The sequence below is a fragment of the Vibrio sp. S12_S33 genome (genome assembly GCF_963889785.1).
Lineage (GTDB): Bacteria > Pseudomonadota > Gammaproteobacteria > Enterobacterales > Vibrionaceae > Vibrio > Vibrio aestuarianus.
This window is the reverse complement of the sequence record NZ_CAWPQZ010000004.1, coordinates 56,659-78,977: the sequence shown is the minus strand read 5'-3', so window position 1 is coordinate 78,977 and position 22,319 is coordinate 56,659. Positions and strand designations below refer to the sequence as shown.

Annotated in this window: 17 protein-coding genes; 15 read left to right on the top strand and 2 right to left on the bottom strand. The window is 45.7% G+C overall.

Annotated features, from left to right (window positions below; all coding sequences use genetic code 11):
• Window positions 1–181 precede the first annotated feature (181 nt).
• The 4 genes from AACW06_RS03180 to AACW06_RS03165 all read left to right on the top strand — a co-directional run bounded on the left by AACW06_RS03180 (window position 182) and on the right by AACW06_RS03165 (window position 5,052).
• A complete protein-coding gene (locus AACW06_RS03180; protein WP_192074022.1) occupies window positions 182–1,984 on the top strand; it encodes a protein-disulfide reductase DsbD in 1,803 nt (600 codons plus the stop codon).
• Between the two features lie 176 nt (window positions 1,985–2,160).
• The gene (locus AACW06_RS03175; protein ID WP_192073956.1) at window positions 2,161–2,796 is read left to right on the top strand and encodes a response regulator transcription factor; all 636 of its coding nucleotides are present in this window, start codon (window positions 2,161–2,163) and stop codon (window positions 2,794–2,796) included.
• Window positions 2,797–3,069: 273 nt separating this feature from the next.
• Window positions 3,070–3,336 carry a DUF4212 domain-containing protein gene (locus tag AACW06_RS03170; protein ID WP_053309638.1) on the top strand — a complete coding sequence of 89 codons (267 nt, stop codon included), beginning with the start codon at window positions 3,070–3,072 and terminating at the stop codon, window positions 3,334–3,336.
• 12 nt (window positions 3,337–3,348) lie between these two features.
• Window positions 3,349–5,052, top strand: a complete 1,704-nt coding sequence (locus AACW06_RS03165; RefSeq protein WP_172533283.1) for a sodium:solute symporter family protein — start codon at window positions 3,349–3,351, stop codon at window positions 5,050–5,052.
• A 118-nt stretch (window positions 5,053–5,170) separates the two neighbouring features.
• Here the strand turns inward: AACW06_RS03165 and AACW06_RS03160 are convergent, their stop codons facing one another.
• Both AACW06_RS03160 and AACW06_RS03155 read right to left on the bottom strand, forming a co-directional pair.
• Window positions 5,171–8,605 carry a PAS domain-containing hybrid sensor histidine kinase/response regulator gene (locus AACW06_RS03160; RefSeq protein WP_192073955.1) on the bottom strand — a complete coding sequence of 1,145 codons (3,435 nt, stop codon included), beginning with the start codon at window positions 8,603–8,605 and terminating at the stop codon, window positions 5,171–5,173.
• 71 nt (window positions 8,606–8,676) lie between these two features.
• On the bottom strand, window positions 8,677–9,864 hold the full coding sequence (locus tag AACW06_RS03155; protein ID WP_192073954.1) for a 3-phenylpropionate MFS transporter: 1,188 nt from the start codon (window positions 9,862–9,864) through the stop codon (window positions 8,677–8,679).
• A gap of 211 nt (window positions 9,865–10,075) precedes the next feature.
• On the opposite strand from AACW06_RS03155, the gene AACW06_RS03150 reads away from it, so the two are divergent.
• The 11 genes from AACW06_RS03150 (at window position 10,076) to AACW06_RS03100 (ending at window position 22,033) form a co-directional block, all read left to right on the top strand.
• Complete coding sequence (locus tag AACW06_RS03150) at window positions 10,076–11,902, top strand: DUF294 nucleotidyltransferase-like domain-containing protein (protein WP_192073953.1); 1,827 nt, start codon at window positions 10,076–10,078, stop codon at window positions 11,900–11,902.
• A gap of 13 nt (window positions 11,903–11,915) precedes the next feature.
• Window positions 11,916–12,548: a 3'-5' exonuclease gene (locus AACW06_RS03145; RefSeq protein ID WP_192073952.1), complete on the top strand. Its 633-nt coding sequence runs from the start codon at window positions 11,916–11,918 to the stop codon at window positions 12,546–12,548.
• A 224-nt stretch (window positions 12,549–12,772) separates the two neighbouring features.
• Window positions 12,773–14,722, top strand: a complete 1,950-nt coding sequence (gene acs / locus AACW06_RS03140; RefSeq protein ID WP_192074021.1) for an acetate--CoA ligase — start codon at window positions 12,773–12,775, stop codon at window positions 14,720–14,722.
• Between the two features lie 431 nt (window positions 14,723–15,153).
• Complete coding sequence (gene aroQ, locus AACW06_RS03135; protein ID WP_192073951.1) at window positions 15,154–15,603, top strand: type II 3-dehydroquinate dehydratase; 450 nt, start codon at window positions 15,154–15,156, stop codon at window positions 15,601–15,603.
• Window positions 15,604–15,661: 58 nt separating this feature from the next.
• Window positions 15,662–16,117: an acetyl-CoA carboxylase biotin carboxyl carrier protein gene (accB, locus tag AACW06_RS03130; protein ID WP_192073950.1), complete on the top strand. Its 456-nt coding sequence runs from the start codon at window positions 15,662–15,664 to the stop codon at window positions 16,115–16,117.
• A gap of 15 nt (window positions 16,118–16,132) precedes the next feature.
• Entirely contained in the window at window positions 16,133–17,479 is a 1,347-nt protein-coding gene (gene accC / locus AACW06_RS03125; protein WP_053309646.1) for an acetyl-CoA carboxylase biotin carboxylase subunit, read from the top strand.
• A gap of 112 nt (window positions 17,480–17,591) precedes the next feature.
• Window positions 17,592–18,479 (top strand): 50S ribosomal protein L11 methyltransferase, encoded by an 888-nt coding sequence (prmA, locus tag AACW06_RS03120; RefSeq protein WP_192073949.1) that lies wholly within the window; start codon window positions 17,592–17,594, stop codon window positions 18,477–18,479.
• A gap of 139 nt (window positions 18,480–18,618) precedes the next feature.
• Window positions 18,619–19,587 carry a tRNA dihydrouridine synthase DusB gene (gene dusB / locus AACW06_RS03115; RefSeq protein WP_192073948.1) on the top strand — a complete coding sequence of 323 codons (969 nt, stop codon included), beginning with the start codon at window positions 18,619–18,621 and terminating at the stop codon, window positions 19,585–19,587.
• A gap of 23 nt (window positions 19,588–19,610) precedes the next feature.
• Window positions 19,611–19,907 (top strand): DNA-binding transcriptional regulator Fis, encoded by a 297-nt coding sequence (fis, locus tag AACW06_RS03110; RefSeq protein ID WP_010320338.1) that lies wholly within the window; start codon window positions 19,611–19,613, stop codon window positions 19,905–19,907.
• 882 nt (window positions 19,908–20,789) lie between these two features.
• Window positions 20,790–21,026 carry a helix-turn-helix transcriptional regulator gene (locus tag AACW06_RS03105; RefSeq protein ID WP_192073947.1) on the top strand — a complete coding sequence of 79 codons (237 nt, stop codon included), beginning with the start codon at window positions 20,790–20,792 and terminating at the stop codon, window positions 21,024–21,026.
• Between the two features lie 404 nt (window positions 21,027–21,430).
• The gene (locus AACW06_RS03100) at window positions 21,431–22,033 is read left to right on the top strand and encodes a YagK/YfjJ domain-containing protein (protein WP_192073945.1); all 603 of its coding nucleotides are present in this window, start codon (window positions 21,431–21,433) and stop codon (window positions 22,031–22,033) included.
• The last annotated feature ends 286 nt before the right edge of the window (window positions 22,034–22,319 follow it).

The following is a 22,319-nucleotide window of genomic DNA, read 5'->3' as shown; positions in this document are numbered from 1 at the left end:
TAACCCCATTTTTTGAAGATGGGGTATTTACTGTTTTTAATTTCAATAAATTAAAAATCATCCCAGCTCCGTCAGTGCTTACTGAATCATCAAAACATTTACGGTTTGATGAAACTTATTCCACCTACAATCGGTCTGATTGGGTTAAGATGCCTCTAACCTTGTGAAGACTCGACTTTTTATGCGCTCATTCTTTTCATTTTTACTACTCGGTTTATTGACCCTTTCTCAACCCGCATTAGCCGTGTTTGGTAACGACAATCCATTTGATAATAGCAATACAATTAGCCTTGCTTCGTCTAATAATCAGTTTGTTCCAGTTGATAAAGCTTTCCCATTTAATGCTTATCAGCAGGGAAAACAAGTCTTCATTGATTGGCAGGTAAAAGAGGGTTACTACCTGTACCAAGACCGTATCAGTATCAGCGGAGAAAACGCGACTGTCGGCAAAGTCGATATGGTTGATGGTCAGCCTTATCACGATGAGTTTTTCGGTGATGTAAAGATCTACACTCAGCCTCTGTTTGTGAATGTAGCGCTTGATAATGTGCAGACCAATGGCAAGCTAATGGTGCAATATCAAGGTTGTGCCAAAGCCGGCTTTTGCTACCCTCCAGAAACTCGGGTAGTTGACCTGCAAGCGATTGCCAACACCAATATTGCACCACCGGCAGCATCTCAACCGCAATCCGTTTCGATAACAAAGGCAGCAACACCTCCGGTTACAGAGCAAGATAGCCTTGCTTCTAGCTTGGCAGATAACTGGTGGACACCGCTGCTGTTTTTAGCGCTTGGGGTTGGCCTTGCTTTTACACCATGCGTATTGCCTATGTACCCAATTTTGACCAGTATTGTATTGGGTGGCGGTAAACTTTCCCATCGCCGTGCGCTCGGTTTATCGTTTATTTATGTGCAAGGCATGGCTTTGACCTACACCTTGCTCGGCCTTGTTGTCGCTTCAGCTGGTTTACAATTTCAAGCGGCGATGCAACATCCTTATGTGTTGATTGGCCTCAGTGCCTTGTTTGTATTACTCGCCCTTTCGATGTTTGGTCTTTACACCATTCAACTTCCAAGTGGCATACAAACCTGGCTCAATAACCTCAGCAATAAACAGCAAGGTGGAAACAGTGCTGGTGTATTCGCTATGGGTGCTATTTCAGGTTTAGTTTGCTCACCCTGCACTACCGCACCGCTATCGGGTGCATTGCTGTATGTGGCTCAAAGTGGTGACTTACTCACTGGTGGTGTTGCGCTGTATGCATTAGCGATGGGGATGGGAATCCCACTAATGCTAGTGGCCGTATTTGGTAACAAACTACTGCCAAAAGCTGGCGGCTGGATGGATAAAGTCAAAACACTGTTCGGCTTTATATTGCTTGCAGCTCCGATATTTTTGCTTGAACGCCTACTACCAGAATTCTGGTCAACAGCGCTGTGGTCTGCACTAGGTATCGTCGCTTTTGGCTGGCTTTATCATTGCAAAAACACCCTGCCTTTTGGTGGTTGGAAACAGAGTGTTATCGGCATTATTGCGGTACTTGGGCTATTTGCTTCCGCACAACCTGCACTTGATCTCTGGTTTGGGCATGATCAGCAAACAACCCAACAGCAACCTAGTATTGAATTTATTCGCATCAATAATGTGTCAGAACTAAACCTGCAACTGAGCCAAGCCAAAATAGCGGGTAAACCCGTCATGCTCGACTTCTATGCCGACTGGTGCGTGGCGTGTAAAGAGTTTGAGAAGTACACATTCCACCAGCAAGAGGTGGGACAAAAGCTACAGCACTTTGTGTTATTGCAAGCTGACGTGACCAACAACCAACCTCAAGATATTGAGCTACTAAAAGCAATGGGAGTGCTCGGCTTACCAACGATTGAGTTTTGGAACGCACAGGGTGAAGCACTTCCAAGTGCTCGAATTACTGGTTTTATGCGCGCTGATCGCTTTTTAACGCATCTCGCTGACCACCAACTTTAAACGAAACGTTAGCCTTGTCGGCCGCTCGTTTGAACAGTAAAACAAACGAGCGGTAAATATTCACTCTGTCTCAGATAAAAGTGGATAAGGTTCAGACTTTTAACGCATAACGATTGTCCAACAAGCCATCGCGGACAATAATCTATTTAACGAAATTGTTAAAAGTGTAAAACGTCATGGATTCGACCTACACCATCATTATTGCTGACGACCACCCATTATTCCGCAATGCTCTGTTTCAATCTGTGCATATGGCGATAAGTGGTGCCAATCTACTCGAAGCTGACTCGCTTGATGCACTGCTCGCCTTGCTTGAGAAAGAGCCCGAGCCAGACTTGCTACTACTGGATCTAAAAATGCCGGGAGCCAACGGCATGTCGGGGCTGATTCATTTAAGAGCGGAGTACCCTGACTTACCAATTGTGGTTATCTCTGCCAGTGAAGAATCCTCCGTGGTATCACAAGTAAAAAGCCACGGCGCTTTTGGCTTCATTCCTAAATCAAGTGATATGCGCGCCCTGATTAACGCCTTAAATCAGGTATTAGCTGGTGACCCATTCTTCCCCGAAGGCTTAATTACCAATAAAGCCGCGTGTAATGATTTGGCCGAAAAATTAGCCGCCCTTACGCCTCAGCAATATAAAGTGCTGGGTATGCTATCTGACGGCTTGCTAAATAAGCAGATCGCTTATGAACTGCATGTTTCAGAAGCCACCATCAAAGCGCACATGACGGCTATTTTCCGTAAGTTGGGGGTAAAAAACCGCACCCAAGCGGTAATTTTGCTACAACAGATGGAAACCGAGCAGTAAACATCAACGTCGGCTGCATTTTACCGCGGTATAATTTATTGCTCGGCATTAAAGATTTTTATTTCTAACCTTAGACCTTAGGCTAAGTCAACAAAACATTAACATTAACATTTTCACCTTATCTACCACTAAGCGCCCATTTTACGGGCGCTTTTTATTTTCCAACGCCCGACTAAAGTTGCACAGATCTGTTGATTTTTCGCTGCTATCTTAAGTGCGTAACATTACGTTAACACGATAAATATCACCATATGCAAACGGAAGGAGAAGGCCATGTCGTTCGAATCTACAGAACACGCGCAAGCCTACTGGAAGGAAAACTTAGGAATAATGGGGTCACTCTTAGCTGTGTGGTTCTTGGTATCGTATGGAGCTGGCGTTTTATTTGTCGATGCGCTCAATACGATTCATTTAGGCGGTTTTAAATTAGGATTCTGGTTCGCACAACAAGGGTCAATCTACACCTTTGTTGCCTTAATCTTTATTTACGTTGCGCGCATGAATGCGCTCGACAAGAAATATAACGTACAAGAAGACTAAGAGGTTTTAGAAATGGATATTCAAACTTGGACGTTTATTCTTGTCGGTATTACGTTCGCACTTTATATCGGCATCGCAATTTGGGCTCGTGCAGGATCCACCAGTGAATTCTACGTTGCAGGAGGCGGTGTTCACCCCGTCGCTAACGGCATGGCAACCGCAGCAGACTGGATGTCGGCAGCATCGTTTATCTCTATGGCAGGTATCATTTCATTCGTCGGTTACGATGGTGCGGTGTACTTGATGGGTTGGACAGGCGGCTATGTATTACTGGCGCTTTGTTTAGCACCTTACCTTCGTAAATTTGGTCAATTCACCGTGCCAGATTTCATTGGCGAACGTTACTACTCAAAAACCGCGCGCATGGTTGCGGTGTTCTGTGCCATTTTTATCTCCTTCACTTATGTAGCAGGTCAAATGCGTGGTGTGGGCGTGGTGTTCTCTCGCTTCCTTGAAGTAGACATCAACATGGGGATCATCATCGGTATGGGTATTGTGTTCTTCTACGCAGTACTTGGCGGCATGAAAGGCATCACTTATACGCAGGTTGCTCAATTCTGTGTACTCATTTTCGCTTTCCTTGTGCCAGCTATCTTTACCTCTATTATGATGACGGGTAATCCATTTCCACAAATTGGTATGGGTTCGACCATCACCGGCTCAGATGTGTACTTGCTCGATAAACTGGACGGTCTGACGCAAGAGCTTGGCTTTACCGCGTACACCGAAGGTAATAAGAGCATGGTCGATGTGTTCTTTATCTGTGCAGCACTTATGGTTGGTACAGCAGGTCTACCGCACGTTATTATTCGCTTCTTTACTGTACCAAAAGTACGCGATGCACGTATCTCTGCAGGTTGGGCGCTACTCTTTATTTCATTACTTTACACCACGGCACCTGGCGTAGCGGCATTTGCTCGCGTCAACATGATCGACACTATTAACGGTCCAGACATGCAAGGTGTACCCGGTGAAGAAGCACCAAGCTGGTACAAAAACTGGGAAAGCACAGGTCTTGTCGGTTGGGAAGATAAGAACGGCGATGGCAGAATGTTCTATTCTGGCGATGAACGTAACGAGATGAAAATCAACCGTGACATCATTGTATTAGCATCACCAGAGCTTGCAAAACTACCAAACTGGGTTGTAGGCTTACTGGCGGCTGGTGGCTTAGCAGCGGCACTATCAACTGCGGCTGGTCTATTGTTGGTTATCTCAACATCCATTTCGCACGATTTGCTGAAGAAAGGCATTAAACCTGATATGACCGACAAACAAGAGCTCTTGGCTGCGCGTCTTGCAGCGGTAGTCGCCATTGTTGGTGCTGGTTACTTGGGTATTAACCCCCCCGGCTTCGTGGCTCAGGTGGTGGCATTTGCCTTCGGCTTGGCAGCCGCCTCCTTCTTCCCTGCCATCATCCTAGGTATCTTCTATAAGAAGATGAACAAAGAAGGGGCGATTGCAGGTATGTTGGCAGGCATTGCTTTCACTGCGGCTTACATCATCTACTTCAAGTTTATCAACCCAGCGGCCAGCACTCCGGACAACTGGCTATTCGGTATCAGCCCTGAAGGGATTGGTACGCTAGGTATGTGTTTGAACTTCGTGGTCTCGATTGTGGTCAATAAGTTCACCGCAGAAGTACCAACAGAAGTACAAGATATGGTTGAGTCTATCCGCTTCCCTAAAGGTGCAGGCCAAGCTCACGACCATTAATCACGAACACTGACGAGTTCAATTGTAGGGATTAGCTCTGAAGTACAAATAATGTTGATAACGATAAAGCCGATGCTCTGCATCGGCTTTTTATATCATATTACTACGATTGGCATCATTAGCTCACGCGATTCAATACCGCTCGTAATTTCAGTGGTTTAACAGGTTTAGGGATAAAACTAAATCCATTTGATTTAATGCCTTCCAGCATATCATCGGTGCGATCCGCGCTGATGATAACGCCTTCAAAACAGTCGCCTAGGCGCAAGCGACACTGCTGCAACACTTCTAAGCCCGTACGCCCATTATCTAAACGGTAATCCGATAAGATCACGTCTGGGACCCAGTTATCTTCCAATGCTTTTAAGCTTTGCATCAAATCAACGGCGACCTTCACATCACATCCCCACCTTGCTAGTAAATCTTCCATTCCCACTAAAATATCGGGTTCGTTATCCACGCACAATACGCGCAAATGATTGAGATTTGATTGAGCTTGTTGTGTGATCGGCACTGCTGGTTGTTGCTCTGCGGGCTCAGATTTATCCAGTGTGATCGAAAATACGCTCCCTTTTCCAGCCCAAGAGCGCATTGAAATTTGATGACCAAGCACATGAGCAATCCCTTTCGAGATCGCTAACCCCAAACCAAGACCTTGATCAGAGCGCACCTGGCTACCACGGTTGAACTCTTCAAAAATTTCCTGTTGTTTATCTTCTTCTATACCGATCCCGTTGTCCCACACATCAATCCGAACTCGACCTTCAACTCGTCGCACGCCAAGCAGCACTTTACCACGTGGGTTATAACGAAAAGCATTGGTGAGAAAGTTTTGTATGACACGGCGTAGTAATTTCGGATCAGACATCACGTAAAGTGACGATGGGATCAAGGTAAAATCAATCCCCTGCTGTTTGGCTAACGCACTGAACTCAGCATTAAGATTGGCAAGCACGTCATTAATCGCAAAACTATGGCGATGAGTATCAAGCTTACCGGATTCCAAACGAGAGATATCCAACAAATCACCAATCAAATCTTCCGCCGCTTCGAGCGAGCTTTCGATGTAACCGGCTAACTTTTTATCTTCAGCCTCTTTCGCCACTTCCGACAATGAGGAAGCAAACAAACGCGCCGCATTAAGAGGCTGCATTAAATCATGGCTAACAGCCGCTAAAAAACGCGATTTGGATTGCGACTCTTGTTCAGATTTTTGGGTTGCGGTAACCAAGCGTTTATTGAGTGCCTCTAGCTCTTGAGTACGTTCATGCACGCGCTCTTCTAGCGTCTCATTGGCTTCTTTGAGTGCTTGTTCTGCATCGCGGAATACAGTGATATCGGTAAAGCTCATCACAAAACCGCCACCGGGCATTGGGTTACCTTGCACTTCAATCACTCGTCCATCAGGGCGGATACGTGATGAGGTATGACGCGAACCCTGCTCAAGGTAATAAACACGGCGCCGCACATGTTCTTCAGGATCCCCCGGACCACACAAACCTTGCTGTGCATTGTGCCGAATAACATCCGCTATTGGTCGCCCAACTTGGATAAGCCCAGCCGGAAATTCAAACAGCTCTAAATAACGTTGATTCCATGCCACCAGCCGTAGCTGTTTATCAACCACCGCAATTCCTTGACCAATATGTTCTATCGCCCCTTGAAGCAAGCCGCGACTAAAGTCGTACAGCTCGGATGCTTCATCGACGATGGTGGCAACTTCTTCCAGCTGCATATTGCGGCCTTGTAGGGCAGAAGTGAGCACTAACTTGGCTGACGATGCACCAAAAACACCAGCCAGCACCCTTTCGGTATGACGAATTAAAGTCGATGGTGCTTGTTGATTTGGCAGCATGGTTTCACGTTGCAAACTCCAATATTGCCGAAAAGCAGTGCGTACGCGTGTTCGTCCGACAAAACGTGAGGCAAGCATTTCAAGCTCAGCCACCGTAACGCGGTTTTGGTACAAGCTGATATTTTCACTCTCTGGTAGTGGCGTACCGACAAATGCTGCCGATTGTAAGCGCTCACTTAGGCTTGGGCGAGTGAGTGATGACACCACGACATAACACAGAGTATTTAGCGCTACACTGAGCACCATCCCCCAATCTGAATTTGCAAGCCCCCACGAACTCAACGCTTCAGGAGGGGTGATCACCCACAATAACAAGTTACTCTGCGCGTCTCCGGCCAGCATGTCGGTTTGAGTCATTAAGGTGATGATCCACAAGGTAAACCCTACCGCAAGGCCAACATAAACCCCTTTACGATTGCCCTCTCGCCAATACATACCACCAACCAGTGCTGGGGCAAATTGTGCAATCGCGGCAAATGATAGAAAGCCAATCGCCGACAATGAGCGAATAGAGTCCAACGCTTGATAAAAGCCCCATGCGCCAAATAGCAGCAGCAAGATTAACGCTCGGCGAATAATCAGCAACAAGCCAGAGAAATGACGATAATTACGCTGAGTTAAGCGCATACGCCGAAGAAGTAACGGCATCACCAAGTCGTTAGAAACCATAATGGCTAAAGCAATAGTCGATACAATGACCATACCACTCGCCGCTGAAGTACCTCCGACAAAGGCCAACAACGCAATATTTTCAGCGCCAACAGACATCGGCACGCTGATCACATAAGTATCTGCCAGACTGCCACTGAGTAGACTCTGACCGACCCAAGCGATGGGCAGAACAAATAACCCCATCAAAATCAAATACAAGGGGAACAACCAACGTGCAGTATGTAGATCTTGTGCTCGCTCATTTTCCACCACCATGGTATGAAACTGACGCGGTAAACAGATGATAGCCATCATGGTGAGCAAGGTGTGGATCAGCAGTGTTGGCCAATTCGGTGCTTGGTAGGTTTGCTCTGCAATCGTTTGTAAATCAACACTATCCCGTTGCCAAGCTAAATAGACGATGAATACTCCAACCGCTAGAAAGGCGAATAATTTAACGATCGACTCAAAGGCGATGGCCATCATCATACCGCGGTGGTGTTCCGTATTATCGATATGACGCGTGCCAAACAGCATGGTAAATACCGCCAATGCAGCGACCACAAACCATGATACGTGATAATCCTGATAACCAAATTGTTCAGCCAAATTGGGCGCAACAATATTGAGCCCCATGGTGATCCCACGCAGTTGCAACGCGATATAGGGCAAAATGCCGACCACGGCAATAAGGGTAATGGCAACCGCTAATCCTTGCGATTTGCCATAACGAGCACCGATAAAATCAGCAATAGAGGTAATGTGTTCACGCTTGGCGATAAGAATCAAACGGGCAAGCATGCGCCAGCCCAATGTAAAAACTAAAATAGGCGCAATATAGATAGGTAGGAATGACCAAGGGTTATTGCTTGCTTGACCGACCGTGCCGTAGAAAGTCCAAGAAGTACAGTACACCGCAATCGATAGGCTATAGATCCACGGTCGCCATTTCGCCAACCACTTGGTTTGCCGGTCACCGTACCAAGCGACGAGAAACAGTACACCTAGGTAAGCGAGTGAAACAGGAACAACGATCCATCCTTGCATTCGATATCCTTATCTATCCCCTTCCTACTTGAAGCTGCAGGTAGTTTGGGGATAATCTCTGTCTGTTGAAGTTAATTCTGTGCTTCAAGCTCCGCTTTCAGACCCTGATTTTTCACTATCGATTGGGCAGGCTCCACTTTGATGAACAATGCCAACACGCCCATCAACGCCATTGCCCAAAATACGTTTGCGCCCCAGTTATCATAACCCCACCCACTCAAGGTGGTCATCAAGGCGATAAATGCACCCAGTGGAATTGCGTTATACAACGCCTGCAAAGCCACCATTTTATTTTGTGGCGCATGTTGAATGTATTGAATAGCGGCAATATGTGCCATTGCAAAAGTGACGCCATGCAATAACTGGATAGCCGCTAATGCAATGATAGCCGTTGTCGAAGCCATCAAGCCCCAACGCGCAATAACACCGATAGCTGCCGCCACAAATAAGGCGCGTAGTGACCAACCTAAAAATAAACGCTTGCTCAAAGCAAACACAGCCACTTCAGCAACCACACCTAAGCTCCACAAATAGCCAATTAACTCTTCAGAGTGGCCAGCACTTTTCCAGTAAATAGAGCTAAAACTGTAGTAGGCAGCGTGACTTCCTTGAATAAGTGCCACTAACAGCAAAAATTTAACCACTGGCCATTCGCGCAGTAATTGGCTCAATTTAGGGCGCTCAGCATGCTCTTCACTGACGGTAACTGGCATTGGATTCGGGTTGCGCAGACTCAGCAGCAGCGACACAAATATTCCTGCCAGCGCAGTGTACAGAATCATATCCGTACCGTAACTTGCTACAAGTAGACCAACCACCGTTGAACCTGCAATAAACGCTACCGATCCCCACAAGCGCGTACGGCCATAATCCAACATTTGTAGACGAGCATAGTAGTTCGCCATTGCATCTGACAACGGTATTGCAGGGCCACAACAGAGGTTAAATAACACGGTGGCTAACGCCATCAACCAGAAACTACCGCCGGTAAAGAAGTGGAAACCTATAAATAACAACGCCGCTAAACTTAACCAACGCAATGTTGGCAACAAGTGCTCTACCTTATGAATGCGCGGCGTGATGACAAGGTTCGCCACACAACGAGTCGCAAAACCTATACCGATGAGTAGGCCAATATCCATTGCTGATACGCCTTGATTTTCAAACCACAGCGCCCAAAAAGGGAGGTAAACACCATAAGCAAAAAAGAAACCAATAAAATATTGAGATATCCAGCCATGCGGCGAGGGATTTAACATGATTCATCCTGAGAGAGAGAAAAGAAAACTGACGTATTATGCAGTGTGTTGATAGTTGTAAAAAGGGAATATTACACAACGCTATGTTTCCCTATTCGCCATGAGCACCTTAATGCATGCAAAACAACCACGCCTTAGACCAAAGTCGTCTGGAGCTCGTGAGGATTTCAGCCACACTTAGATAGAGATTTTTTGTGAGTGAACATCCGCTATGCCTGATAAATTTAACATGCAGTCGCCCCCATTTGACCGCCTGACACAGCAACAGCAAAATCACCTTCGTGCTTCACTCGACGTGGCGTATTTTCGCTCCAAAGAGGTACTGCTGCATTGCGAAAAGCCAAGCCAACATTTACATATTTTGATCAAGGGCGCGGTTGAAGAACGTTCAAAAGATGGCAAAGAGATCTTCGCTCATTACGCCAACGACGACATGTTCGATGTGCGAGCCTTATTTGATGAACAGACCAAGCACCAGTACGTGGCATTAGAAGACACTTTAAGCTATCTGCTGCCTAAAGCGATCTTTCTCGAACTGTATAATGAAAATGGTCAGTTCGCGGCCTATTTTGATAACAACCTAGCGAAGCGACAAGAACTGATCGAAGTCGCTCAACAGCAAAAAAACCTCGCCGAATTTATTCTAACTAAGGTTGATGACTCCATTTACCACCCACCGATGATTTTAAGCCCAGAGCAACCGATTAATGAAGTAACTCAGCAGCTTAAAGATAACGGCGTTGATTCAGCCTTAGTACGTTTAGCTGACAGTGATGTGCGCCTAATCGATGCTCCTCATGTACACCCTTACGCGATTGTAACTCGCACCAACATGCTGCATGCCGTGATGCTCGATAACCACCCGCTCGATACTCCAGTGGGAAAAATAGCCACCTTCCCAGTACTGCATGTCGACGATGGTGATTTTCTGTTTAATGCGATGGTCGCAATGACGCGCAACCGTATTAAACGCGTGATGGTCTGTGATGGCAACCAGGCTGTCGGCATGCTGGATATGACCCAAATACTCAGCGCGTTTTCTACTCATTCACACGTTTTAAGCTTGAGTATTGCACGCGCCACCACTGTCGAAGAGTTAGCACTCGCTTCAAACAAACAGCGACAATTGGTCGAAAGTTTGATCAACAATGGTATTCGTACTCGCTTTATCATGGAGCTCATTTCCGCAGTCAACGAGCAAATCATCGAAAAAGCGTTCCATTTAGTGGTACCGCCAGCACTGCATGACCATTGCTGCTTAATTGTACTTGGCTCTGAAGGTCGAGGGGAACAAATCCTCAAAACAGATCAAGACAATGCCTTAATCATCAAAGATGGTTTGCAGTGGCACCAATGCGAAACGGTGATGAATACGCTCACTCACACCTTGCAACAACTGGGTTACCCATTGTGCCCCGGCCATGTCATGGTTAACAATCCAAAATGGGTTAAAAACCAAAGTGAATGGAAAAAGACCCTCACGCACTGGGTCAAAGCCGCCAAACCCGAGCAAGTAATGGATATCGCGATCATGGCCGATGCCCACGCTGTCGCGGGTAATACCAGCCTACTAGCCCCCATTAAACAGCATTTAAGTCATTTGATGGCAGGCCAAGAGTTGATCCTCACTGAGTTCACACGCCCTGCGCTCAGCTTTTCTGTGCCACTAACCTTGTTTGGTAACGTAAAGCACTCCAAAACGGGTTTAGACATCAAGCAAGGTGGCATTTTTCCGATTGTGCACGGTGTGCGAGCACTCAGCCTTGAACATGAAGTTTCTGAAAACAACACGTTTGAGCGTATTGAAGCGTTAGTCAAACACAAAGTGTTGGAAAAACAGACCGCCGACAACCTCACCGAAGCCCTCAAACAGTTCTTTAAACTGCGTTTAGCCCAACAACTGAGTAATCAACACAGCACCAATAAACTTGATATCAAACAGCTTGAGCGAACCGAGCGAGACTTATTACGGCACAGTTTACATGTGGTGAAAAAATTCAAGCAATGGCTTGGTTATCACTATCAAATTCGCGAATAGTGAGGATGAACGATTGAATTGGTTTACACGCCAGTACTGGTTTCACAAGTTGAAAGGTTCCCCCTATCAGCCACTATTTAGCACACCAATGCAGGGGGAGTATGTATCGCTCGACTGTGAAACCACCAGCCTTGACCCTAACCGTGCGGAACTCGTGACGATTGCCGCGACAAAAATCATCGACAATCGCATTCTCACCAGTCAACCATTTGAGGTCCGATTACGAGCACCGCAATCGCTTGATTCTGGCTCAGTCAAAATTCATAAAATTCGCCATCAAGACTTAGTCGATGGTATTGGTGAGCAAGAGGCTATCACTCGCCTGCTGACTTTTATCGGCAACCGCCCATTAGTGGGTTATCACATTCGCTACGACAAAAAAATTCTCGACCTAGCATGTCGGCGACACCTAGGCTTTCCATTACCTAATGCATTAATAGAAGTGAGTCAGATCTATCACGACAAGCTGGAAAAAATGCTGCCCAATGCCTACATCGACTTGAGCCTTGACGCTATTTGTCGTCATCTTGATCTTCCAATGCAGGATAAGCATGACGCTCTGCAAGATGCCATTGCTGCGGCATTGGTGTTTGTACGCTTAACCAAAGGTGAACTGCCACCATTCGTTGCTCCAAACCGCTATTAGTTTTAAACCCTTTCACGCCATAGTAAGCCAGTTCCGGCAGCAACCCCGCTCGCAAATTTAAATATAAGTTTCTATTTTTTATACAAAAGCCGCTCACTCATCCTAAAGTCTAATTGTAGAAAAACGCTGACTGGCTGACAGTTAGAGGCATACAGATTTTCCAAACCACGCTGTTTACATCAAGCAACAAGGAAAATTGAGTGAATTCACAAGGAGAAGAAGCAATGAGTGAAGCCCACGTTTATCCGGTAAAAGAGAATATCAAAGCACAGACCCACGCGGATAATGACACTTACCTAGCGATGTACCAACAATCAGTGATTGATCCAGAAGGTTTCTGGAGTGAACACGGCAAGATTGTGGATTGGATTAAGCCATTCACCAAAGTGAAGCACACCTCTTTCGATACCGGTCATGTGGACATTCGCTGGTTCGAAGATGGCACATTAAATGTGTCTGCCAACTGTATTGATCGCCACCTAGCCTCACGCGGTGATGAAGTCGCGATTATCTGGGAAGGTGATGACCCTGCCGACGATAAAACCCTGACTTTCAACCAGCTACATCTGGAAGTGTGTCGCTTCTCTAACGCCCTAAAAGAACAGGGCGTACGCAAAGGCGATGTGGTTTGTCTTTATATGCCAATGGTTCCAGAAGCAGCGGTTGCAATGCTGGCTTGTACTCGCATTGGCGCTGTTCATACTGTGGTATTCGGTGGTTTCTCTCCTGAAGCGTTGTCAGGACGCATTATCGATTCAGATTCCAAAGTGGTGATCACCGCTGATGAAGGCGTTCGTGGTGGTCGCGCCGTTCCATTGAAGAAAAATGTCGATGAAGCGTTGACTAACCCAGAAGTGAAAACCATCAGCAAAGTCATCGTTCTTAAACGTACCGGTGGCGATATTGATTGGCATGATCACCGTGATGTATGGTGGCACGAAGCGACAGCGAAAGTCTCTGACCACTGTCCACCAGAAGAGATGAAAGCAGAAGACCCGCTATTTATTCTTTATACTTCTGGCTCAACTGGTAAACCAAAAGGTGTATTGCATACCACAGGTGGCTATCTTGTTTACGCTACCATGACCTTCAAATATGTCTTTGACTACCAACAAGGGGAAACCTTCTGGTGTACCGCTGATGTGGGTTGGATCACTGGCCACACTTATTTGGTTTATGGGCCACTGGCTAATGGCGCCAAAACGATTCTGTTTGAAGGGGTTCCAAACTACCCAGACACCAACCGTATGAGTCAGGTCGTCGACAAACATCAAGTTAACATTCTATATACCGCACCGACAGCAATTCGCGCTTTAATGGCCAAAGGCAACGAAGCAGTTAAAGATACCTCACGCACCAGCTTACGTATTATGGGGTCAGTGGGTGAACCAATTAACCCAGAAGCGTGGGAGTGGTATTACAAAACCATCGGTAACGAGAATTCTCCTATTGTCGATACATGGTGGCAAACCGAAACCGGTGGCATTTTGATTTCACCACTACCGGGCGCAACTGCGCTAAAACCAGGCTCAGCAACTCGTCCTTTCTTTGGTGTTCAACCTGCGTTGGTCGATAACATGGGTAATATCATTGAAGGTGCTGCCGAAGGTAACTTAGTAATTTTGGACTCATGGCCGGGGCAAATGCGTACCGTATACGGTGATCATGAGCGCTTTGAGCAAACTTACTTCTCAACCTTCAAAGGCATGTACTTCACCAGTGATGGCGCTCGTCGTGATGAAGATGGCTACTACTGGATCACCGGTCGTGTCGATGATGTATTGAACGTATCCGGACACCGTATGGGTACTGCGGAGATTGAATCGGCACTGGTCGCGTTTGATAAAATTGCTGAAGCGGCGATTGTGGGTGTACCACATGATATTAAAGGCCAAGCGATTTATGCTTATATCACTTTAAATGATGGAGTATACCCAAGCGCTGAGCTGCACAAAGAAGTGAAAGATTGGGTGCGCAAAGAAATTGGCCCAATCGCCACTCCAGATGTACTGCACTGGACCGACTCTTTACCCAAAACACGTTCAGGCAAAATCATGCGCCGTATTTTACGCAAAATTGCGACTGGAGATACCAGCAACCTCGGTGATACCTCTACCCTCGCAGATCCAAGTGTGGTCGATAAGTTGATTGCTGAAAAAGCTGAAATCGCTTAACTGAAACCAACAATCCACCTATAACCAAACGACTTGGAGTTGCAGGTAGGCGGCAAGTGAGTGCCCCCAATCACATAGATAAACTATGTGATTGGGGTGAGCAAACGTAGCCAACCCCGTTGCAACTTCAAATAGGAAAGGAATAAAATAGGTTAAGTTATCAAGCCGTCACAACTGTGGCGGCTTTTTCTATTCATCAAATTATTCCCATAATGATTAAATGGTTAATTCTTATTCTGTTAACTCGGTTACAAAATTAAATGGGCAAACTATCTGATAAGACCAGTAAATTGCTGCCATTTGCGCTGAATTAGCTATAATCTGGGGCAATTTCTTAAATACAGGGAATTTTTTACGAAAAATTCACTCTTATATTAAGATTATATGGGAATATTGATATTCGTTTCACGATATAGGGAGATGTCTACACAATGACTGCAAAATCTCGCATTCTAGTCTTAAATGGTCCAAACCTTAACCTGTTAGGGCTACGTGAGCCTGCGCACTATGGGTCAAACACATTAACGCAAATTGTCGAGACATTACGCGAACAAGCGCAAAAAGCAGACATTGAATTAGAGCATCTCCAATCGAACCGTGAATATGAATTGATTGAAGCGATCCACGATGCTTATGGCAAGATCGACTTCATCATTATTAACCCTGCGGCGTTTACGCATACCAGTGTTGCACTGCGAGATGCGCTATTGGGAGTCGCTATCCCATTTATTGAAGTGCACTTATCTAACGTTCACGCACGTGAAGCGTTTCGCCACCACTCATACTTGTCCGATAAAGCACAAGGGGTAATTTGTGGTTTAGGTGCCCAAGGTTATGAATTCGCTTTGTCGGCAGCAATTAACGCATTGCAGGCAAAGTAAACAAACACTCTGCAGCCCGCTAGGGCTGTCTTATTCACAAGATAAAGAGAAAGAAAAGATGGATATTCGTAAAATCAAGAAGCTTATCGAACTGGTAGAAGAATCTGGCATTTCTGAATTAGAAATCTCTGAAGGTGAAGAATCAGTACGCATCAGCCGCAACGCAGTTCCTGCTCAAATAGCTCCAGTACATTACGCTGCAGCGCCTGCGCCAGTTGCAGCACCAACCGCTGCACCTGTAGCACCGGCAGTTGAAGAGGCCGCGCCTGCTGTAGTAACTGGTCACCAAGTGCTTTCTCCAATGGTAGGTACTTTCTACCGTTCTCCAAGCCCAGACTCAAAAGCATTCGTTGAAGTCGGTCAATCCGTTTCTGTAGGCGACACATTATGCATCGTTGAAGCGATGAAAATGATGAACCAGATCGAATCAGACAAATCAGGCGTAGTGACTGCCATTCTACTTGAGGATGGCCAGAACGTTGAATTCGACCAACCACTTGTTGTTATCGAGTAATCGAGGTTTCCTCTTATGTTAGACAAATTAGTCATCGCGAATCGAGGTGAAATTGCACTTCGTATTCTTCGCGCATGTAAAGAACTCGGTATCAAAACCGTTGCCGTTCACTCAACGGCTGACCGAGATCTAAAACACGTACTGCTTGCAGATGAAACCGTGTGTATTGGTCCTGCTCGTGGTATCGATAGCTACCTAAATATTCCTCGCATTATTTCTGCTGCAGAAGTCACTGGCGCGGTAGCGATTCACCCAGGGTACGGCTTCTTATCTGAAAACGCAGACTTTGCTGAACAAGTAGAGCGCTCTGGTTTCATTTTTGTAGGTCCAAAAGCCGATACGATCCGCATGATGGGCGACAAAGTATCCGCTATCAATGCGATGAAAAAAGCGGGTGTACCGTGTGTTCCGGGTTCTGATGGCCCACTTGACGGTGACGATGCAAAAAATAAAGCACACGCGAAACGTATCGGCTACCCTGTGATCATTAAAGCCTCTGGTGGCGGTGGCGGTCGTGGTATGCGTGTGGTTCGCTCTGAAGGTGAATTGATTCAAGCTATTGCTATGACTCGCGCTGAAGCAAAAGCGGCTTTTAACAACGATGTGGTTTACATGGAAAAATTCCTTGAAAACCCACGTCACGTTGAAGTGCAGATCATTGCTGATGGCCAAGGCGGTGCAATCCACCTAGGTGAACGTGACTGCTCAATGCAGCGTCGTCACCAAAAAGTGGTGGAAGAAGCTCCAGCTCCAGGTATCACTGAAGAGATGCGCAAATACATCGGTGAACGTTGTACTCGTGCTTGTATCGAAATCGGCTACCGTGGTGCTGGTACTTTTGAATTCTTGTACGAAAACGGTGAGTTCTACTTCATCGAAATGAATACTCGTATTCAGGTAGAGCACCCAGTAACAGAGATGGTAACTGGCGTTGACCTTATCAAAGAGCAGCTCCGTGTTGCCGCAGGCCAACCACTGTCATTCACTCAAGATGATATTAAGATTCGTGGCCATGCTATCGAGTGTCGTATCAACGCTGAAGATCCTGTGCGCTTCCTACCTTCACCGGGTAAAATTGAACACTTCCACGCGCCAGGCGGCATGGGTGTTCGTTGGGAATCACACATTTATGCGGGCTACACCGTACCACCGCATTACGATTCAATGATTGGTAAGCTGATCACTTACGGTGAAAACCGTGACGTAGCGATTGCGCGCATGAAGAATGCTCTCAATGAAATGATTGTCGATGGCATCAAAACCAATATCACGCTTCAACAGTCAATCATGCAAGATGAAAACTTCCAACACGGTGGTGCCAACATTCACTACCTAGAGAAGAAGCTTGGTCTGCAACACTAATCTCGTATAACGAAATTCCAAATGCTCACTTCGGTGAGCATTTTTGTTTTCGGCAGCCGAGTAACTTTCTGCTAAACTCTGCGCCAATTGACGATATGAAAGAGCAACTGACATGCCTTGGATTCAAATTAAATTGAACGCAACTAACACCAATGCGGAACAAATTGGCGATATGCTGATGGAAGAAACTGGAGCATTATCAGTTACTTTCCTTGATGCACAAGATACTCCAGTATTCGAACCACTACCGGGTGAAACACGCCTGTGGGGCGATACTGACATTTTGGCATTGTATGATGCCGAAGCCGATACCGCGTGGGTACTTGAACAAATTCAAGCAAGCCAGCTACTCAGCAAAGACTTTGCCTACAAAGTTGAACAGCTCGAAGACAAAGACTGGGAACGTGAATGGATGGATAACTTCCACCCAATGAAATTTGGTCAACGCTTATGGATCTGCCCAAGCTGGCGCGACATTCCAGAACCAGACGCAGTAAACGTAATGCTGGACCCAGGTCTTGCCTTTGGCACAGGTACTCACCCAACAACAGCGCTCTGCTTAGAATGGCTAGAAAGCTTAGACCTATCAGGTAAAACCGTGATCGATTTTGGTTGTGGCTCTGGGATTTTGGCGATTGCTGCCATCAAATTAGGCGCAGCAAAAGTTGTCGGTATTGATATCGACCCACAAGCACTGTTGGCGTCCAAAGACAACGCACAACGTAATGGTGTGGCTGACCAACTCGAGGTTTACTTACCCCAAGATCAACCTGAAGGGCTGATTGCCGATGTGGTTGTCGCTAACATTCTGGCAGGTCCATTGCGTGAACTAAACACCATCATCAAGAGCCTAGTGAAGCCAAATGGTGTGCTAGCGATGTCTGGCGTGTTAGATACTCAAGCTGAAGATGTTGCCAACCATTACCGTGATGAACTTCACATCGATCCAATCATTGAGCAAAGTGAATGGTGTCGAATCTCTGGTTGCAAGCAAGGCTAGATAAGACTTTGCGCGCTAATTGACTGTATTTTATACAAATTACTAAAACAAATAGTAAATGCTCAAATATTAGTCTTTTCACGCAGTAAAAAAATGCGTAAAATGCGCGCCCTTACTGGTACAGAACTGTGATGACGTTTTGAAAATCGGAAACTATCAACTTAAGAACAAACTTATCGTTGCTCCCATGGCGGGAGTGACCGACAGACCGTTTCGAGAGTTGTGCCTTCGCTATGGAGCGGGAATGGCAGTCAGTGAAATGATGTCCTCAAATCCTGCTCTATGGAAAACGTCAAAGTCGAAACAACGCATGGTACATGAAGGCGAATCGGGCATTCGCTCTGTACAAATTGCCGGAGCCGACCCACAGTTGATGGCAGATGCCGCCCAGTTCAGTGTTGAAAACGGTGCTCAGATCATCGACATCAACATGGGTTGTCCAGCAAAAAAAGTGAATAAGAAGCTAGCAGGTTCTGCATTGCTACAATTTCCGGACACGATAGAACAGATCCTGAAAGCGGTAGTGAATGCAGTCGATGTCCCAGTGACATTGAAGACCCGCACTGGCTGGGACACAGACAATAAAAACTGTGTCCACATCGCTAAATTAGCCGAAGACTGCGGCATACAGGCCTTGGCCCTGCATGGGAGAACCAAAGCATGTATGTACAAAGGCGAGGCCGAATACGACAGCATTAAAGCGGTGAAACAAGTCATCTCTATTCCGGTTATCGCTAACGGTGATATCGATAGCCCAGAGAAGGCGAAGTACGTACTAGATTACACTGGTGCCGACGCTTTAATGATTGGACGCCCTGCCCAAGGTCGTCCGTGGATTTTTCAAGAAATCCAACACTATTTGGAAAACGGCACCACAATGCCTGAACTTCCGGCTGCGGAAGTGAAAGACATTATGCTTGGCCATGTTCACGCTCTACATAGTTTCTATGGCGAGTATTTAGGCCCCCGTATTGCACGTAAGCACGTGGGTTGGTACCTAAAAGAGCATCAACAAGCGAGTGAGTTTCGCCGTACCTTCAACGCTATTGACGCAGCGCCGCTGCAAATAGACGCGTTAGAAGGTTATTTTGATAACGTTGCATCATAATTAAGAGAAGAGCTAGACCGCATATGTTCGAACAAAATCTGACTTCAGAAGCTTTCACAGTAACAACCGTAACTTCACAAGATCAAATCACGCAAAAACCATTACGTGATTCAGTTAAAGCATCTCTTAAAAACTATCTTGCTCAGTTAAACGGCCAAGAAGTAACAGAACTATACGAATTAGTTCTCGCTGAAGTTGAACAGCCACTATTAGACACCATCATGCAATACACTCGCGGTAACCAAACTCGCGCAGCAACCATGATGGGTATCAACCGCGGTACTCTGCGTAAGAAGCTAAAAAAATACGGCATGAACTAATAAAAATTAGTTAAACCATTGAATTTTAAGCCACACTTGCTTTATTGAGTGTGGCTTTTTATTTATATGTACCCCCATATGTACCCCAAGATGTGGAATAAAGGAGTATTAACGTTGAATAACTGTAGCAACGTAAACAAGGTGATGACGATTAGCTTTGAGTCTTTAGATTGCAAACCACTTCCAACTTTTAGTTGGGAGCAGAAAAGCAAGCAGACTCAAAAGGTCAGAGCACTCATGACCAAGTTAACCACTCGTTCCCGGCCCTCTAGATCAGGTTCGCCGATAGAAATAGTCCTGTTGAACATAATTGAAGCCGCGTTGGAAAAGCAGGAAAAAACCTTGATGGTACAAACTGTGTTCTTGAGGATGAGATTACATCCAGAGGTTAGAGAGCTCCTAAGTCGGTCAGTCAAGCCATCGAATATTGAACTAAATCGACTCCGATATCTTGTAGTCACCACTATTGGCGGAATGCTAAGTCACAAACAGCAAAAGAACCATAAATCGCTCATATCCGAAGCAGCGTCGTCATTTTATTCTGCTCCTGCCCACCACCATATACGTCTAGGCTGCTTTGCAAGAGGCATGAAAGATATAGCCAGTGAAGGCTTATTCCCGAACATAAAATTCATAGCGCGTATGAGTGAAAAAACGATCAAAAAGTATGCCTCGGAACATGCTACTAAGATAGCTCAATCACGAGGACGAAACGGATCTAATGAATCATTGCTAGTCATGGACTTCTTGAAACGACATTTCGCCGCCAAAAACAAGAAATAATGGAAATCAGTATCGACTGACCAGCATAATGTTCTCCGTTATTCCATTCTGAAAACGATTCAATACCACTACGAACCATTCAGAACCGGAGAACATACTATGCAACAGATCAATCTTCATGAAAAACAACTTCCTGATTTTCTAATAGCTAGCGATCGCTTAGTGAGAGAAGTAGAACGTAAGCATATTACCTCAATATCACGTAGTCAGGCCTGGAAATTGGAACAACAAGGTCGCTTCCCCAAACGAATAACCCTTGGCACCCGTTCTGTTTGTTGGAAATTATCTGATTTAATCGCGTGGGTTAACGGTGAATTCGTATCTGAGGACCTGTAAATATGGAATATGATTTCGCCCGTCACATGGTCAAGCAATTACCAGAACATAGCCTAAGAATCATCCGGAAAACTGAACTGGCAAACAAATTAGGGGTAAGCGTGCGCACGATTCATCGTATGGTCAAGCAAAACCGCCTACCGAGGCCTCTTTACTCTCCATGCGGCAACATTAACGGGTGGTTAGTAAGCGACATCGACGGATGGCAAAAAGAACGACTCAGGTACACAAAGCGATAGAAAAAGGGCTTAAGCCCTTTTTCTTGGTCAATAAGTGTCTTGTTTTGTCCTTATCTGACACTGGAAACAAACTTCTGCTCCAATGTCGCGGCAATGGATAAGCTCCATCAGCCGTGATGTTTAGTCCAATCTATGTGCTAAGCCGATACAGGTAATATATATTGTATGTCCCACCTTTCACTGCACCCAATCAAATCAAAGCTCGCCATTTACGAACATAATCAAACATCACAACTTGTATTCATGAATTCAGAAGGTCTCAACCTCAAGATACTAAAAGCCGGATTTGAACAACTAGATTGCATGTTGAGCTATTACTCCAAGGTAACAATCGTTCTATTGCAGCTACATCAGTACACCTTTACTAAGGATAACCAGGCTATTTCTACCTTGTTCAAAAAACTGATCATAAAACTCAAAAAGCACTACCGTTGCCAGATTGGCTATATTTGGGTCAGAGAACAGGAGCGAGCGGCAAGCCAGCACTACCATGCTGCAATAATGTTAAGTGGTCATGTATGTCAGAAAAGTTATGAAATTGACAAACTAACAATGGAATTATGGCATCAACTTGATCCCGCTAACTTTTCCTATAAAGTCAAAAACCGTGTCTATCGTATCCAAACCTACCTAAAAAATCATGAGCTCAATGCTGTACGACTTCGCCTAAGCTACATGGCTAAAAATAAGGGTAAATCGGCGGTCAAAGGGGTACAAAACTACAACACCAGCCGCCTTAAACCCAAGCAATATCATGCTACGCGGTAAGATATTCGAAACTGATCGGACAATTGATCACAATAAGCGGCCTAAGCCTTATACAGCAAGGCCTCAAGCGCTATTTATCAATGATATATAAAGTGACAAAGGATCAATACTTTACGTCCAAATAAAATATCAACCATAACTACAACAATAAACGTACCTCGTAGGAATAAAGTTTGCCAAATGCATTGGCATGGATGTGAGAAAAAACGCTGTTAGATATTCTCTCAGGCGAAACTCTTAACCTGCTCCAAATACAAGGAATTTGATCTCCGCGGCGTGTTGCAAA

Bases quoted from the DNA above. Each gene is read 5' to 3' on its own strand.
- AACW06_RS03180 (WP_192074022.1), top strand. From the start codon at position 182: ATGCGCTCATTCTTTTCATTTTTACTACTCGGTTTATTGACCCTTTCT.
- AACW06_RS03175 (WP_192073956.1), top strand. From the start codon at position 2,161: ATGGATTCGACCTACACCATCATTATTGCTGACGACCACCCATTATTC.
- AACW06_RS03170 (WP_053309638.1), top strand. From the start codon at position 3,070: ATGTCGTTCGAATCTACAGAACACGCGCAAGCCTACTGGAAGGAAAAC.
- AACW06_RS03165 (WP_172533283.1), top strand. From the start codon at position 3,349: ATGGATATTCAAACTTGGACGTTTATTCTTGTCGGTATTACGTTCGCA.
- AACW06_RS03160 (WP_192073955.1), bottom strand. From the start codon at position 8,605: ATGCAAGGATGGATCGTTGTTCCTGTTTCACTCGCTTACCTAGGTGTA.
- AACW06_RS03155 (WP_192073954.1), bottom strand. From the start codon at position 9,864: ATGTTAAATCCCTCGCCGCATGGCTGGATATCTCAATATTTTATTGGT.
- AACW06_RS03150 (WP_192073953.1), top strand. From the start codon at position 10,076: ATGCCTGATAAATTTAACATGCAGTCGCCCCCATTTGACCGCCTGACA.
- acs (WP_192074021.1), top strand. From the start codon at position 12,773: ATGAGTGAAGCCCACGTTTATCCGGTAAAAGAGAATATCAAAGCACAG.
- aroQ (WP_192073951.1), top strand. From the start codon at position 15,154: ATGACTGCAAAATCTCGCATTCTAGTCTTAAATGGTCCAAACCTTAAC.
- accB (WP_192073950.1), top strand. From the start codon at position 15,662: ATGGATATTCGTAAAATCAAGAAGCTTATCGAACTGGTAGAAGAATCT.
- accC (WP_053309646.1), top strand. From the start codon at position 16,133: ATGTTAGACAAATTAGTCATCGCGAATCGAGGTGAAATTGCACTTCGT.
- prmA (WP_192073949.1), top strand. From the start codon at position 17,592: ATGCCTTGGATTCAAATTAAATTGAACGCAACTAACACCAATGCGGAA.
- fis (WP_010320338.1), top strand. From the start codon at position 19,611: ATGTTCGAACAAAATCTGACTTCAGAAGCTTTCACAGTAACAACCGTA.
- AACW06_RS03105 (WP_192073947.1), top strand. From the start codon at position 20,790: ATGCAACAGATCAATCTTCATGAAAAACAACTTCCTGATTTTCTAATA.
- AACW06_RS03100 (WP_192073945.1), top strand. From the start codon at position 21,431: ATGTCCCACCTTTCACTGCACCCAATCAAATCAAAGCTCGCCATTTAC.